Below are 14,063 nucleotides of genomic sequence, written 5' to 3' on the forward strand. Positions count from 1 at the left end.
CTACGCCTCCCCGAGCCGGTATGCCTCGACTCCCCCACTGCGCAACGCTGCCCAGCTGTTCGTTTCAGCGGTCGGGTTGACCAAGCCCGGCGGCGCGGGCCCTGGCGATCGCGTCGGCGCGGGTGTCCACGTGGAGCTTCGCCAGGATCGTGGAGACGTAGTTACGAACCGTTTTCGGACTAAGTCGGTAACGTTCGGAGATGGCCGCGTTCGTGAGGCCGTCGGCCAGCAGGCCCAGGATCTCGTTCTCCCGATTGGTCAGCACCGGGAAGGGGGACGGCGCCTGGCTGGCTGGGCCGGGTGAGGCGAGGTGGCTGGCGAGGTGGTCCGCGGCCGTGGCGCTGAAGATCGCTCCTCCGGCCGCCGCGGCGTGTACGGCGCGCAGGATCTCCTCGCGGTCGGCTCCCTTGACCAGGTAGCCGCGGGCGCCGACGCGGATCGCGGCCATGACCGAGGCTCGGTCATCGAACATGGTCACTACGAGCACGGCGACGTCCGGCTGGGCTGCCATGATGCGGCGGGTCGCTTCGATCCCGTTGAGCCCCGGCATGGTCAGGTCCATCACCACGACGTCCGGACGCAGCTGGGCTGCCAGCTCTACCGCCGCCTCGCCGGTGCCCGCCTCGCCGACCAGCTCGACGGCGGGGTCGGACTCGAGGACGGCCCGCAGTCCGTACCGGAACATCGGATGGTCGTCCGCCACCAGGATGCGGATCATTCGACCTCCGGGCGTCGCAGCGGGAACGTGGCGCGGATCCGGGTGCCGCCTCCGTCCGGGATCTCGATGAGCAGCGTGCCGCCGAGTTCCTCGGCCCGCTCGCGCATCGACAGGATGCCGACGCCAGCCGCCGCGTCGGAGCCGATCCCCCGGCCGTTGTCGGCGACTTCAAGGACCAGCTCTCCCTCGCCGGTGGTGACGCGCAGCCGGCAGGCGCCTGCGTCCGCATGCCGGATCACGTTGGTCAGCGCCTCCTGCGCGATCCGATACACGGCCACCTCCACGGCGGCGGGCAGCTCGGGCAGCCCCGTGACGTCCACGGACAGCTGCAGGCCCGGCCGCTCGTAGCGATCCTGAATACCTGTGAGTGCGCCCGCGAGCCCGAGCTCGTCGAGTACCGGCGGGCGTAGCTGGCGGGCGAGCCGACGTACCTCCGCGAGGGTTTCCTGGGTGTGGTCCCGCAGATCGCGCAGGAGGCGGTCGGCGGTGGCGGGGTCGGTGGTGAGCGCCGCTCTGGCCGCGTCGATGGTCAGTGACTGGCCGCCGAGCGCTGGGCCCAGCGAGTCGTGCAGGTCCCGGCGCAGGCGACGGCGCTCCTCCTCCCGGGCGGTGACCAGTTCCTCCCGGGTGCGCTGCAGGACGACGGCAAGCTGCCGGGTGTGCGCCGACTCGCGGGCGGCGTAGACGGCGGCGCCGCAGTGGTCGGCGAGGTCGGCGAGCAGACGGCGGTCGGCCGCGGACAGCCGTTCGCCGCCGACCACCAGCCGACCGAGCGCCTCGCCCTGATAGACGAGCGGGAAGGTCTGGATGTCCGGGACCTCGCGGCCGATGCTCGCGCCGATCTCTGTCTGGTCGATCGCCACGAACGGCGCCTTCAGCGTCCGCGCCACCGCCGCGACGATGGTCGGCGCGACCGCCTCCGGCGCGACGGCCCCGGCCAGCTGACGGCCAAGCAGCGACAGCACCCCATACGGGTCGCCGCGGTCCCCGTACACCAGCCGGCTGACCCGGCTCTGAGCCTGCTCCCGCAGCGGGCTGAAGGCCACCGCGACCAGCCCGGTGGCCAGCAACGGCAACGCCGTCCCGCCCCGCCACAACGCGCCGAGCCCCGAGACGACCAACGTGTAGACACCGACCACGAACGCGGTGAGCACGCCGTACACAAGCGTCCGGCTGATCACCGCGTCGATATCGAAAAGCCGGTGTCGTACAACGGCGATCGCGATCGCCGCCGGGAGCGCGGCCGCGATCAGGTAGCTGACCAGCATCGTCACCGCGCGCACGGCCAGGCCGCCCGGGCTGACCTCGTCCTGCATCCGGCCGATCGGGGTCGCGACGGTGACAATGCTGTAGGCCAGCCGCAGGGCGACCGCGTACATCACCCATCTGGTCTGCATACGGGCGACCAGATCGGACACGCGCGCATAGCGGTACACCTGCGCGGCCACACAGCTGCCGAAAAGCAGCAGCAGCACCCCGGACTCCACCGGCCCGTCACCAGCCGAGTCGGCGGCGGTCACGTAGCCGAGCCAGCCCGCCCAGCCCAGCACCAGCCACCGGCTGCGACCAGGCACGGGTCGTCCGTCGGGAAAGACGTAGCCGAGCGGGAACAGCGCGATCCACGCAACCCCCTGGACGAGCGCCGCCGCGTCGGCGACCGACGGGAACAGCTGCCCGATGACTCCTGGCACCGCCCCACCGGCGGTGGCGAACAGGACCAGCACGAAGACCAGGTAGAGCCGGAACCAGGACAGCACGCCGCGCAGGATGTAGTAGGCGGCCACCAGGCTCGTCGTCACGAGCAGCAGCTCGAGCGCCATGTAGTAGCCGACGTACCAGCCAAGCGGTACCCCGACGTCGGCCAGCACGGCGAGCGGCTGGTCCGGCAGCTCGGCGGCCCGCGCCGCCCACATCGCCAGACCGGCCACGAAGCCCACCAGCAGGACGCCGGCCGCGACGTACACGACGCCGCGGCCGGCCCGCAGACCGCGGCCGGCCGCAGCCGTCGACCCCGAGTTCACGGCCACCGTCCGTTCACGCACCGCGGTACGTCACGCCCCGGACAGTACGGGACGGCGCAACAGACCAATACCGAACGCCAGAAGATAGAAGGCGACGAACCACGGCGGCAGCGCCCGCGTCACCAGATCCAGCACGAGCAGCACCGCCGCGCAGACCGCGACGACAAGGCCGGTACGACGAAGCACCCCCGTCGATCGGGCAGCCAGCCCGGTCAGAATCACGGCCAGCGTCATCGCCCACACGGCCAGATAGCTGAACACGAGCGACACGTTGTAGGCACCGTTGTCGCCAAGCCGCGGCTCGGTGAACCCAAGCGCCACCTCATGCAGGACGGCACAGACAACCACCGCCGCCACCGCGAGACCCAGCGCTGCCCGCGACGCCACGGTCAGCCGACCAGCACGCAGGTAGCGGTTGAGCGCCGCCAGCCCGGCGGCGCCGCCGATGACCGCCACCCCGTACAGAGGCCACGCCACAAGCCAACCGAGGCGGATCGCGTCCAGCTGGTCCCTGGTCAGATCGGCCGCCTGGCTCACGCCGGACCCGGACATCGCGGCCACCACGGCGGCCGCCCAGGCGACGAACAACACCGGCGACAGTGCCAGCAGCCATCCGGCCCGCCGAACCCGCACTGCGTCCCGTGGGCGCTCGTCCGATGACGTCTTGACCTGTGCAATCACATTCATGTTCATGGCTCACGACGATGTCCGTCCCCGCGTCCCGGGCACCAGAGACGCGATGTCCCCACCGTCCCGTCCGTGCCGAGCCGAGCGGTCCGTGTGTCGGTCTTCCTTGCTTTCTCGGCTGGCGCACATTTCTGCTTCGGCCCCGGCAAACAGGGCGCCGCGTTCGGCCACACCAAAATCGCCAGTAAGTCGGTGTTCGTGCGGGGCCTGAACGCGATGATCGGGACGGTGTCGACCCCGACCGCGCCGCCGCTGGTCGCGGGTGCCCCGCTACGCGCGGGCAACGCGGTCTCGGCGAAGGGCGCGGCCCGTTTCCTGGCCGGGGTGATCGCCGCCAGGATGGACCGCGGGTTCTACACCGCCGACGTCGGGGCCGCGGGGCCGGGCGGAGCCGCCACGGCGACGCGGTCGCCTGCCTCCCCGGTGTGTCCTCGGCCTCGCGGAGAGAGATCAGTTCTTGCGTATCCAGGCGGGCGTGGTCCGCTGCTCGCGGAATCGCCAGCCCGTCGGCGTCCGTACCAGGGTGCCGGCCAGTCGCAGGCCGCTTGCCTGGTGGGGTGCTTGGCCGTCGCGGTAGAAGTACACGAGCGAGTTCGCCGAGGCAGCCGCCCGGTCGCCGTCGACGTCTACCAGCAGATCAGTGGTCACGTGCTGGGTGTGCTCCCCCTCGACCTCGGCCTGTCGCATAAAACCGACGACCTCGTCGATGCCGCGGAGTTCGCCCCCGCGCGGCGAGCGCACCACCACATCGTCGGTGAAGACGGTGTCCACATCCTCCCACCGCTGTTCGTCGAGTAGGCGTGCGAAGCGGGTGAACAGGTCGGCGATCTCGATACGGTCGGCGATCAGCGTATCCGTGGACATGGCATCCTCTTTCCTTCTGGAGGGCGGTGATGGTGTCTTTGCACCAGGCGGCGAGTTCCGGGGAAGGAAGGGTTCAGGCGCAGGCCAGCACCGCGTTGGCCCTGTCCAGGACGATGCCCAGGACGCGGCCCGCGGTGGCCAGGTCCTCGGCCGGCAGGTCGCCCCACAGTCCCTGGGTGATCGGGCCGATGGCGGTGCGGACCTCCGTCCACCGCGCCCGCCCCTCGTTGGTGACCTGGACGCAGCCGTCGCCGCCGTCGCGCAGGAACCCCGCGGCGGTCAGCTCGGTGATGCGTTCGGCCACCGACGCATCGCTGAACTGGGTGGCACCGCTGACCCGGCGGATGAGCTCGGCGCGGTCGATGGTCCCGCCGCTGACCACCGTCAGCGTGAGGGTCACCCACTGGGGCTCGGTGATGCCGGTCCCGGCGAGCTGCCGGTCCAGGATCGCGTTGAGCGCCTTCTCGGTCTGGCCGACGAGCGCGGTACCGAAGGCCTGGGCGGTGGTCGCCATGATGATCTCCAAATCCGTTCACTAGGCTAACGTTTGTATCTCTAACGTTTCTATCGTGAACGAACTTACATCGTTAGTCAGACTAACGCAACCGGGTAGGATCAGGGTCATGACCAGCAGAGCCGAAGCCGCGGACATGCCGTACGACGGCGAGACGAAGACGCCGGACAGACTGCGCCGACGGGCCAGCCGCCTGCTGTCACAGATGTCCGCGCAGGCGGACCGGCTGATGAACGAGGGGTTGGCCCAGGTCGACGCCCGCAAGTGGCACTACGCCGTGCTCGCCTCACTGCAGGAATTCGGCCCGGGCAGCCAGGCGACGCTGAGCCGACGCACGGGCATCTACCGCAGCGACATGGTCGGCGTCCTCAACGAACTGGCCGAGCGCGGCCTCGTCGAGCGGGCGCCGGATCCCGACGACCGTCGCCGCAACGTCATCACGATCACCGCCCAGGGCCGCCGGCACCTCCGCCGCCTCGACAAGGTCCTGGACGACCTCCACGAAGAGCTGCTCGCCCCGCTGACCCCCGCCGAACGCGACCAGTTCGTGCAACAGCTCACCCGCCTGCTGGACCACCACACGCAGCAGGCACCCCACCCCCCGATCCCCTGACCCCGGCATCACGCGGTGGGCGGCGACCCGGGCGAGGGCCGGCGAAAATGTCCCGCGAGCTCGATGCCCCTCGGCCAGGGGCCTTGATGCTGACTCCCGCAAACGGCGTCGGCAAGACCACTCACCGGGTTTGCGGCGTGGAGGCCCCGGCCTTCAGGCCGGGGAGGAAACGCCGCCCCACACTTGAACGCACGTTCCTATCCTTTCGGTAGAATAACGGCATGTCCCGATTCCGGCTCTACCCGGCGCCCGAACAGGCCGCCGCGCTGGACTCCCACTGCGGACATGCACGCTTGGTGTGGAACCTTGCCGTTGAACAGCAAAGCTGGTGGACGCCGCGACGCGGACCGGCTCCGGGGTATGCCGAGCAGAACCGACAGTTGACCGAGGCTCGCCACGAGAACCCCTGGCTCGCCGAGGGAAGCGTCATCGTCCAACAGCAGGCTTTGCGGGACTACGCCACGGCTCTCGCCAGCTTCTTCCGGGGCCCCCACCGGAAACCGACGTTCCGGAAACGTGGCCGGTCCGAAGGCTTCCGGATCGTCGCCGTGAAGCCGGATGATATTCGCGTTCTCAACCGGCGCTGGTCCGAGGTGCGCGTTCCCAAGGTCGGCTGGGTCCGCTTCCGCCGCTCGCGCTCCGTGCCCGACGCCAGGTCCTACCGGGTCACGAAGGACCGCGCCGGGCGCTGGCATGTGGCGTTCGCTGCGCCCCCCGAGCCGGTGGGCGCGCCGGGTACTGGCGAGGTCGTGGGCGTTGATCGTGGCGTCGCGGTCTCGGCGGCGCTCAGCACCGGTGACCTGCTGCGCTGTCCCGGCCTGCGGCCGAAGGAAGCCGAACGGCTGGCCAGGCTGCAGCGCCACCTTGCGAAGACGAAGCGTGGGTCGAACCGGCGAGGGCGGATCAAGGTCCAGATTGCCCGGCTCCGCGCCCGCGACGCCGACCGGCGCAAGGACTGGGCCGAGAAGACCAGCACGGACCTGGCCCGGCGTTTCGACCTGATCCGCGTCGAAGACCTCAATGTCAAGAACATGACCAAGTCGGCGCGGGGTACGGTCGCCGAGCCTGGAAGGAATGTCCGGCAGAAGGCCGGTCTGAACCGGTCGATTCTTGCGAACGGCTGGGGTCTGCTCGTCCAGCGGCTGGAGCAGAAGGCGCCCGGCCGGATCGAGAAGGTCAACCCCGCGTACACATCTCAGCGTTGTTCTGCCTGCGGGCATGTGGCCGCCGAGAGTCGCGAGAGCCAAGCGACTTTCCGCTGCGTCGCCTGCGGGCATGAGGACAACGGCGATGTGAACGCGGCCAAGAACATCGCCCGGGGGCACCGGGTGGCTGCGCGGGGAGGCGTCGGATTGCCGGAGCCTGTGAACCGTGAACCTCAACGAACCGCACCTCCCTTGGTGGCTGCGTAGTTTGGTTGGAATCCCCGTCCTTTCGGGCGGGGAGGATGTCAATCCCTGTATGGCACCCCGGATCGACGTCCGCCCCATCCAGCGCCCGCACCGCCATGGCCTCGGGGACTCCTACAGCTCCTCAGCCGTTGACGAAGGTGAGACTGGTCGCGTCGTAGCGGGTGCCCGCGACCTGCTCGGGCGGGGCGGCGGCCTCGATGGCGGCGAGGTCCTCGGTGGACAGCTCGACGGCCAGAGCCGCGAGGTTCTCCTCCAGGTACCGCTGCCGCCGGGTCCCAGGGATCGGCACCACGTCGTCGCCCCGGTGCTGCACCCAGGCCAGTGCCAGCTGGCCGGCGGTGACTCCCTTCGCCGCAGCCAGCTCGTTCAGCTTCGCGACGATCGCCAGGTTCCGTTCGAGGTTGCCGTCGGCGAAACGCGGCTGGCTGCGCCGCACGTCGGTCTCCGCCAGCCCCTCGACCGAGCTGTACCGACCGGTCAGGAAGCCGCGCCCCAGCGGGGAGAACGGGACCAGGCCGATGCCAAGATCGCGGCAGACCGGCACGATCTCCGCCTCCAGGTCGCGGGTCCACAGCGACCACTCGCTCTGCAGCGCGGCGATCGGGTGCACCGCGTGCGCCCGCCGGATGGTTCGCGCGCCGGCCTCGGACAGCCCGAGGTGGCGGACCTTCCCGGCCCGCACCAGCTCGGCCATGGCGCCGACGGTCTCCTCGATCGGCACCTGCGGATCGACCCGGTGCTGGTAGTAGAGGTCGATATGGTCGACCCCGAGCCGGTGCAGCGACGCCTCGCACGCCTGCCGCACGTAGGCGGCGTCGCCGCGGATCCGGGTGGACTCGCCCAGACGGTTGGCGAAGCCGAACTTCGTGGCCAGCACCACCTCGTCGCGGCGCCCGGCGATGGCCCGTCCGATCAGCTCCTCGTTGTGCCCGGCGCCGTAGAAGTCGGAGGTGTCCAGGAAGGTCACCCCGAGGTCGAGGGCGTGGTGCAGCGTCGCGATCGACTGCGCGTCGTCCACGGCGCCGTAGCCGTGACTCATGCCCATGCACCCCAGGCCCTGCGCGGAAACCGCCAGTTCGCCTAGGTGCCGGGTGGGGACGTCGGTCATGCTGCTGCCTCCTGGGCTCGGAACCGTCTGCCCACGACGCTAGGTATTAGAGCGCGCTCCATGTCAACCGGGCGTAAACGGCATCACCGGCCCTGGTGGCGCGAGCCACCTCACCAAGCCCGCGGTCGACGGTCCGAGCTGGTCACCGACCGCAGGGTCGGGTGGGTGGTGCTGCCGCGTGGCTTCCGCTCCTCGCCGCTGACGCGGCGAGCCCTCGTGGACGTGGCCGTCGACCTGACCGAGGACGTGGGCCTGGCAGCCATGACCCTGCGGGACGTCACTCGGCGGGCGGGCGTCTCCCACGCGTCTGTCACGTACCACTTCGGCGACAAGGCCGGGTTACTCACGGCCCTTGCCGCCGATGGTTATCGGATGCTGGGCGACACGCTCCGAGAAGCGCACCGGACCCGCCGCACCTTCCTGGAAGTGGGAGTCGCCTACGTCCGCTTCGCCGTGACCCACCGTGCCCACTTCGGGGCTATGTTCCAGCCTGAGCTGCACCACCGCGACGACGCCGAACTCCGCGCGGCGAAGGCGGTCACCTCGACACTGCTCTACGGCACGGATCATCCAGACGACGGCCAGCGCGCCGCCGGTGTCGCGGCCTGGGCGATCGTCCACGGGATCGCATCCCTGTGGCTCACCGGAAACCTGCCTGAAGAGCTGGGCCACGACCCCGAGGAGATCACCCGCGTCCTCGCCGGCCGTCTCAAGGTGAGGGGCCGGGGGTGAGGACGCGGTCGAGCTTGATGACGTCGAGCTTGATGACGTCCGGGCGACGGTCAGCGTGACGGCTACCCTGGTGGCGTCGCCGCCGCCGGGGCTGTGCGTGCAATCGTCGTGACGGCGAGTACCGCAATTACCGCGATCGCCATCAGGTGCCGCCGGTCCAGGCCGTCCAGGTGTAAAGTGCCGCCCGGCCGCAGCAGCCCGAGTGTTGCGGCGAGCCTGGCGGTGCACAGGAAGAACCGGTCTCTGTCGCGATCGCCGATGACGCCCAGCCCGAGAAGGCCGATCGCGACAGCGGCCCATCCGGGGAACACCATGACGCCGCTGGTGGATTGCCAGGGTTCCGGGAGGAGACTGAAGTCGTGGTCCTGCAAGCCATGCCAGTCGGTGCCGATCAGCGCGATCACGCAGAAGGCGATGGCGTATGTCGCCCAATCATTCGGTCTCAGTACGGTGGCGAGCAGGAACGCACCGAGGACAGTGAGCAGGACGAGATTCGACGGCGCTGACTCCGGGTCGTAGTCCACGCGTGGACCCAGCCAATCTGAGGCGACGAGTACGCCGAGCATCACGGTCCCGAATGCCAGCCATCGTCCGGGGTTCCAACGTGACGTGGCCCCCCACCACACACCGAGTGATATGACGGCGGCGAAGCCGCCGGCGACAAACATCCACAGGCCGGGGCCGATGGCGATGTTGGCAAGGCCGAGCAGCATGATCCCGAGTGCCAGCCAGCGTGGGAAGGCCCACCCTGAGTTGACCGCGGCCCACCCGCCGATAGTCGCGACGGTAGCGAGGGAGGCGACGGACAGCATCCAGAAGCCGCTGTCCAGATAGCCGTCCCCGGCCTCGTATTCCCGGATCCCTCCGAGTTGGCCGAGGATGGCGGCGGACAGGCCGACGGCGAAGCCCGCCGCGCTGTCGCGCAGCCCGCCGGCCGAGCGTCCGAGGATGGCCACCAGCAGCGCGGCCGGCAGCGCGACAAACGCGAGCCAGAACTCATCGAACAGCGCCCAGATGTCAGATGACTCGGCGACCGGGATGTGGAACGCGACGGGAAGGAGGGTAAGGATTGCCGCGGCGGCGAGAATTCCGCGGATGGCCAGAGGAAACGGACGCTGCTTACCCACCCAGCCGAATTGCTTGGTGGCCGGAGCCAGGTGCCAGGGTCCGTGAAGCATCGATGGCCGGACCATAGGGTCAAACTACCGAGTGGCACGACGGAAAACAACACCTGGGCTCGTGGTGGAGGGGCTGGTCCGCCACGGTTGCGACACGGATCCGGTGGCCAGCCGAACCAGCTCGCTCTGGATCCGGCCGTGGCCCAGGTGGGGTTCTCCGCGGCAGCCGCGGGACTAGGTCGCCGGTGCCATAGCGCGTGGCCTTGAAGTCGAGGTCCTGCGCTTCGGCACGTCCGGAGCCAGATAAGTTCCGAGTGGGTGAACGAATGTCGGCATGTGGCGCGGTTACTCGCGGGTGTGATGTTCGCCGCGGGGCGCGAGCGCGAGGTAGGTGAGGGTCGCGCCAGCGGTCGAGAGAGCCGCGAGAACGAGGCCGAGGGTATGCAAGGCGTCGGTGAAGCCCCCGGCCACGGCGGCGTGGTGGGCTCCGGTCACCTGGCCGTGGATGGCCTGTCCGGCGAGGTGGGTCGCGGTGTGGGAAGGGATGCCCGTGCCTCGCAGCCGGGCCGCGGTGAGCGTGGTGAGCACGGCGGCGGCGGCGGAAACGGCTACGGACTCGCCGGTGATGCGCATGGTGTTGAAGATGCCGGCGGCGGTCCCGGCGTTGTCGACCGGGACGGTGCTGACGGCGGCGTTGTCCATGACCCCGAACGCCAGGCCCACACCCGCGCCGAAGGGCAGCAGCGGCACCGCCAACGTCGACCAGGTCGCCGCGCTGATCGCGGACTTCCCCCACCTCCCACCGGACGAGCGGAACATGGCCCGCCGGATCTTCCTCGACCCCGACGCGAGAAGGGTCCACCCCGACTGGGACGAAGCCGCCCGCACCACCGTCGGAATCCTGCGCATGACCGCCGGACGCCGACCGCACGACCGGCGACTCGTGCGCCTGATCGGCGAACTGTCGCTGGGCAGCGAAACCTTCCGCGCGCTGTGGGCCAGCCACCACGTGCACGAGAAAACACACGGTCGCAAACTTTTCCGCCATCCCACCGTCGGCGACGTCGCCCTCGACTACCAGACCTTCCACGTCCCAGGGCCCGCCCACCACCTCCTCGTGATCTACACGGCAGAACCAGGAAGTCCCGCCGGGCGGGCACTCAACTTCCTTGCCAGCTTCACCGCGACACAGCCACCGCCACCCTGTGAGGCACCAGAAGTCGGCCTGGGCCTGTGAACTGGGCTGATGCGACGGCCCGGCCTGTACCGTGCCAGAACTCGATTTCGGGGCCTTGACCTGCGACTTCGCCGCCAGGCACTCCCGGCATGCGCGGACGGAACCGCGCCCGCTCAGCCGGGTCGGAGATGTCCATGCCGACCCGATGGTGCGCTCTTGATAGAAGATGAGAGGGTCATTCGGTGACAGGACTGATGCGGTCCGTGCAGGGGTGTGTCGGAGGAGGGGGAGGTCGTGGCTGATCGCGACGAGGCCGAGTGGGACTACAGCTCGGCGGTGCCGGCCGGCGAGCAGCGGCAGACGGTCGACCTGAAGACTGGCGTCCCTCACTCGGCCCGGGTCTACGACCACATCCTCGGCGGCAAGGACAACTTTCCCGCGGACCGGGCCGCCGCCGCGGAGATCACCAAATCGTGGCCGAACCTGCCCACGTCCATGCGGGCCAACCGGAACTTCATGGCCAGGGTGGCCCGCGTGCTGGCGGCGGACCACGGCATCCGGCAGTTCCTGGACATCGGAACGGGCCTGCCGACCGCACCGAACCTGCATGAGGTCGCCCAGGAGGTCGCGCCCGAGTCGCGGATTCTCTACGTCGACAACGACCCGATCGTGCTGTTGCATGCCAGAGCCCTGCTCACCAGCTCTCCCGAGGGCCGGACCATGTATCTCGACGCGGACTTCCATGACCCTGAGAAGATACTTGCGTCCGAGCAGCTGCGAGAGACGCTTGACCTGGGTCAACCTCTCGCCGTCAGCCTGATCGCGATCGTGCATTTCATCGCCGATGACGCCGTTGTCAAGGACCTCGTCCAGCGGATCATGAGCCCGCTTCCGTCGGGGAGCATTCTGGCGCTGTCCACCTGTACGGCCGACAGCGCGCCGGAGGAGGTCCGCGTCGGGGTGGCCGCGTACAACGCCAATGGCATTCCGCTCGTCGCCCGGGACTTGGCCCGGGTCGAGCGGCTCTTCGACGGACTGGAACTGATCGACCCCGGCGTGGTGCTCGTCAACCACTGGCACGCTGACGAGCGTGCCGCCGTGGACGATGCCCATGTGCACATGTACGGCGGCATCGCCCGAAAGCGGTAGCACGCCATCGCCGACCCAGCGACCCGGCGGTGTGAACCCACAGTGGCGCAGTCGCGTTGAGCCGGCTCGGAACGTGGCAGGGGCTGGTTGGTTACCTGATCAGACGGCCCTGTTGCCTGCGCTGTGGCGCTTGCGTCAGCGCCGGTTGCCTCCTGTCGGGCGTTCTGGCGGCGCGGAGTGTGGTGGCCGTGGGGCGCCGGGGTTCACTGGACGATGGAGCCGGACCGGCGTCGTCAGGCGGTGGCGGTGTGGCCGTCGCTGGCGGCGCCGTCCGGGCGGTTCCCGGCGGGGACGGTGGCGGTGGGCCGCGGGGTTGCGGCGGTGGCGGCGGTCGCGAGTGCGGCGCCGAGCCCCGGACTACCCAAGACCCGACTCGCCCACGTCCTCGCCGCCACCGCCCTCAACCTGATCCGGCTGGATGCATGGTGGACCGGCACCCCACTCGACCGGCCTCGGGCCAGTCACCTCGCAAGACTCGACTTCGGCCTCGCCGCGTAACCGGATTGGGCAACAGAGAACAGAGTCCTACAGGCTGTCAGCCGGCCTCCGAGAGCCACGCGACCGCGCCGGCCAGTCGGTCCCTCTCCCGCCGGTCCCGCTGCGTTCGCCGCGGATTCTGATCGAACCCGTACGGTTCTCGGTTCCTGTTCACACGCCGCCTTCATGTACCTATGCGCTACTCGACGTCATGAGGATCGAGATGCCGGGTCGGCAGGAGGTGCCGGTCGCCAGGCCGGTCACGGTGAGGCGAGGAGCGCTGTTGCGCGGCCGGTCGTGTCTCGGCTGGCGGGCCGAGGCGGTCCAGACCCGTGCCTCCAGGTCCGCGACGCGCACCTCACGATCTCGGAGGCCGAAGATCCATCTGGTCTGCGCCTGTGGCCATGGCCGGCACTGGCACCGGCACTACCGGCCCGGCACCGACTGCGCCGGCCGGCAGCCCGACGACACCACTCCCGGCTGGCGGCCGTGCTCCTGCCCCTTGTGGAGACCCCGCCGGCTCACCTGGAAGTGAGCCCCGTGACCCTGACCCGAATGTCCACGGAGCCCGCCGCGGCGGTCGGGGCGCGGGCCGGTTCACGCCGGCGGTGCGTCAGGCACGGGAAAGCCCGCGGCCCTGGCGGAAGAAGTCGACGGCGTCGGTGACGGAGTGGACCTTGTCCCAGGTGAGGTAGGCCCCGAAGGGCGCGTTCCAGAACCCGTCCAGGGACGGCGGCGGTGGCGTCGGAGGACCGACGTAGAGGTAGGGCTGGGCGACGTACTCGTCGCCGGGTGAGGCACCATAGTTGATGTCCGCGGCGCGGATGGCAACGTCGGGGCGCTCCGGCCACAGCGTGACACCGCTGGGATCGTCGCCGGGGATCTCGGCGCGCCACTGGCGCAGCGCCGCGTCACCGAGGGCATACCAGTCGGCGATGCGGCGGGCCGCGTCCGCGTCGACGGCGAGCGGCGCATCCGGGTCGCAGGGTGTGTTCAGGCGGTAGACGCTGGCGGGGCCGCCGGGCGCGGGCAGTTGTCGAGGTCGTCACGGACTATCTCGAAGGCACGCTGGACGCGGAAACCCGCCGCCGTTTCACCGAGCATCTCGAGCTGTGTGCCGGCTGCGACGCATACGTCGAGCAGATGCGGGAGACGGCGCGGCTGGCCGGCGCGCCGCGGGAGGACGACCTGCACCCAGACGTGCGAGACAAGCTGCTCGCGGCGTTCTGGGGATGGAAGGCGGGCACCACACCTTCCCCCTGACAGCCCGGGGCTGGCGTTGGTGGGCGGCGCTCCGCCCGGCCCGCGGTGGACGAGCCCGGCGTCACCATCGTGGACGGGTCGCCGTCGACATGACGCCAGCGAATGGCACCGCCCGGCCAGGTGCGTCCAGGCGACGAGGAATAGTACGTGGGGCATGTAACGCTCCGGTTGCTGGCGCGACAGAACCATCGTGAGTGAGCCTGGCATCTG

Annotated in this window: 15 protein-coding genes; 7 read left to right on the forward strand and 8 right to left on the reverse strand. The window is 69.9% G+C overall.

Annotation, left to right across the window (positions count from 1 at the left end):
• Positions 1 to 64 precede the first annotated feature (64 nt).
• The 5 genes from QOZ89_RS23370 to QOZ89_RS23390 all read right to left on the reverse strand — a co-directional run bounded on the left by QOZ89_RS23370 (position 65) and on the right by QOZ89_RS23390 (position 4,804).
• The gene (locus QOZ89_RS23370; protein ID WP_312625214.1) at positions 65 to 718 is read right to left on the reverse strand and encodes a response regulator; all 654 of its coding nucleotides are present in this window, start codon (positions 716 to 718) and stop codon (positions 65 to 67) included.
• Positions 715 to 2,739: a sensor histidine kinase gene (locus QOZ89_RS23375; RefSeq protein WP_312625216.1), complete on the reverse strand. Its 2,025-nt coding sequence runs from the start codon at positions 2,737 to 2,739 to the stop codon at positions 715 to 717. The genes QOZ89_RS23370 and QOZ89_RS23375 overlap by 4 nt, the downstream gene beginning before the upstream one ends.
• A 30-nt stretch (positions 2,740 to 2,769) precedes the next feature.
• Complete coding sequence (locus QOZ89_RS23380; RefSeq protein ID WP_131803693.1) at positions 2,770 to 3,276, reverse strand: hypothetical protein; 507 nt, start codon at positions 3,274 to 3,276, stop codon at positions 2,770 to 2,772.
• Between the two features lie 600 nt (positions 3,277 to 3,876).
• Complete coding sequence (locus QOZ89_RS23385) at positions 3,877 to 4,290, reverse strand: nuclear transport factor 2 family protein (RefSeq protein ID WP_071046267.1); 414 nt, start codon at positions 4,288 to 4,290, stop codon at positions 3,877 to 3,879.
• A gap of 73 nt (positions 4,291 to 4,363) precedes the next feature.
• The gene (locus tag QOZ89_RS23390) at positions 4,364 to 4,804 is read right to left on the reverse strand and encodes a MarR family winged helix-turn-helix transcriptional regulator (RefSeq protein WP_312625222.1); all 441 of its coding nucleotides are present in this window, start codon (positions 4,802 to 4,804) and stop codon (positions 4,364 to 4,366) included.
• A 109-nt stretch (positions 4,805 to 4,913) separates the two neighbouring features.
• Here QOZ89_RS23390 and QOZ89_RS23395 point away from each other — a divergent pair, with 109 nt between their 5' ends.
• Both QOZ89_RS23395 and QOZ89_RS23400 read left to right on the forward strand, forming a co-directional pair.
• A complete protein-coding gene (locus QOZ89_RS23395) occupies positions 4,914 to 5,417 on the forward strand; it encodes a MarR family winged helix-turn-helix transcriptional regulator (protein WP_071046266.1) in 504 nt (167 codons plus the stop codon).
• Between the two features lie 221 nt (positions 5,418 to 5,638).
• Positions 5,639 to 6,829: an RNA-guided endonuclease InsQ/TnpB family protein gene (locus QOZ89_RS23400; protein ID WP_071046265.1), complete on the forward strand. Its 1,191-nt coding sequence runs from the start codon at positions 5,639 to 5,641 to the stop codon at positions 6,827 to 6,829.
• A gap of 121 nt (positions 6,830 to 6,950) precedes the next feature.
• Here QOZ89_RS23400 and QOZ89_RS23405 read toward each other — a convergent pair whose 3' ends face one another.
• The gene (locus QOZ89_RS23405; protein ID WP_071046264.1) at positions 6,951 to 7,937 is read right to left on the reverse strand and encodes an aldo/keto reductase; all 987 of its coding nucleotides are present in this window, start codon (positions 7,935 to 7,937) and stop codon (positions 6,951 to 6,953) included.
• A gap of 165 nt (positions 7,938 to 8,102) precedes the next feature.
• On the opposite strand from QOZ89_RS23405, the gene QOZ89_RS23410 reads away from it, so the two are divergent.
• Positions 8,103 to 8,669 carry a TetR/AcrR family transcriptional regulator gene (locus tag QOZ89_RS23410; protein WP_312625224.1) on the forward strand — a complete coding sequence of 189 codons (567 nt, stop codon included), beginning with the start codon at positions 8,103 to 8,105 and terminating at the stop codon, positions 8,667 to 8,669.
• 62 nt (positions 8,670 to 8,731) lie between these two features.
• Here the strand turns inward: QOZ89_RS23410 and QOZ89_RS23415 are convergent, their stop codons facing one another.
• Entirely contained in the window at positions 8,732 to 9,796 is a 1,065-nt protein-coding gene (locus QOZ89_RS23415) for a hypothetical protein (RefSeq protein WP_312625226.1), read from the reverse strand.
• Positions 9,797 to 10,132: 336 nt separating this feature from the next.
• Complete coding sequence (locus QOZ89_RS23420) at positions 10,133 to 10,489, reverse strand: MFS transporter (RefSeq protein ID WP_312625228.1); 357 nt, start codon at positions 10,487 to 10,489, stop codon at positions 10,133 to 10,135.
• Between QOZ89_RS23420 and QOZ89_RS23425 the strand changes: the two genes are divergently transcribed.
• From QOZ89_RS23425 to QOZ89_RS23440, 4 genes are all read left to right on the forward strand, one after another.
• On the forward strand, positions 10,488 to 11,024 hold the full coding sequence (locus QOZ89_RS23425; RefSeq protein ID WP_312625229.1) for an MmyB family transcriptional regulator: 537 nt from the start codon (positions 10,488 to 10,490) through the stop codon (positions 11,022 to 11,024). The two genes, QOZ89_RS23420 and QOZ89_RS23425, sit on opposite strands and share 2 nt — an antisense overlap.
• 234 nt (positions 11,025 to 11,258) lie before the next feature.
• Positions 11,259 to 12,113: an SAM-dependent methyltransferase gene (locus tag QOZ89_RS23430; protein ID WP_083418000.1), complete on the forward strand. Its 855-nt coding sequence runs from the start codon at positions 11,259 to 11,261 to the stop codon at positions 12,111 to 12,113.
• Positions 12,114 to 12,326: 213 nt separating this feature from the next.
• Positions 12,327 to 12,611 carry a hypothetical protein gene (locus tag QOZ89_RS23435; RefSeq protein ID WP_071046261.1) on the forward strand — a complete coding sequence of 95 codons (285 nt, stop codon included), beginning with the start codon at positions 12,327 to 12,329 and terminating at the stop codon, positions 12,609 to 12,611.
• A 966-nt stretch (positions 12,612 to 13,577) separates the two neighbouring features.
• On the forward strand, positions 13,578 to 13,853 hold the full coding sequence (locus QOZ89_RS23440; protein WP_071046260.1) for an anti-sigma factor family protein: 276 nt from the start codon (positions 13,578 to 13,580) through the stop codon (positions 13,851 to 13,853).
• Positions 13,854 to 14,063: the final 210 nt, after the last annotated feature.

It is taken from the genome of Pseudofrankia coriaricola, from assembly GCF_032027725.1.
In the GTDB taxonomy this organism is placed as follows: domain Bacteria; phylum Actinomycetota; class Actinomycetes; order Frankiales; family Frankiaceae; genus Pseudofrankia.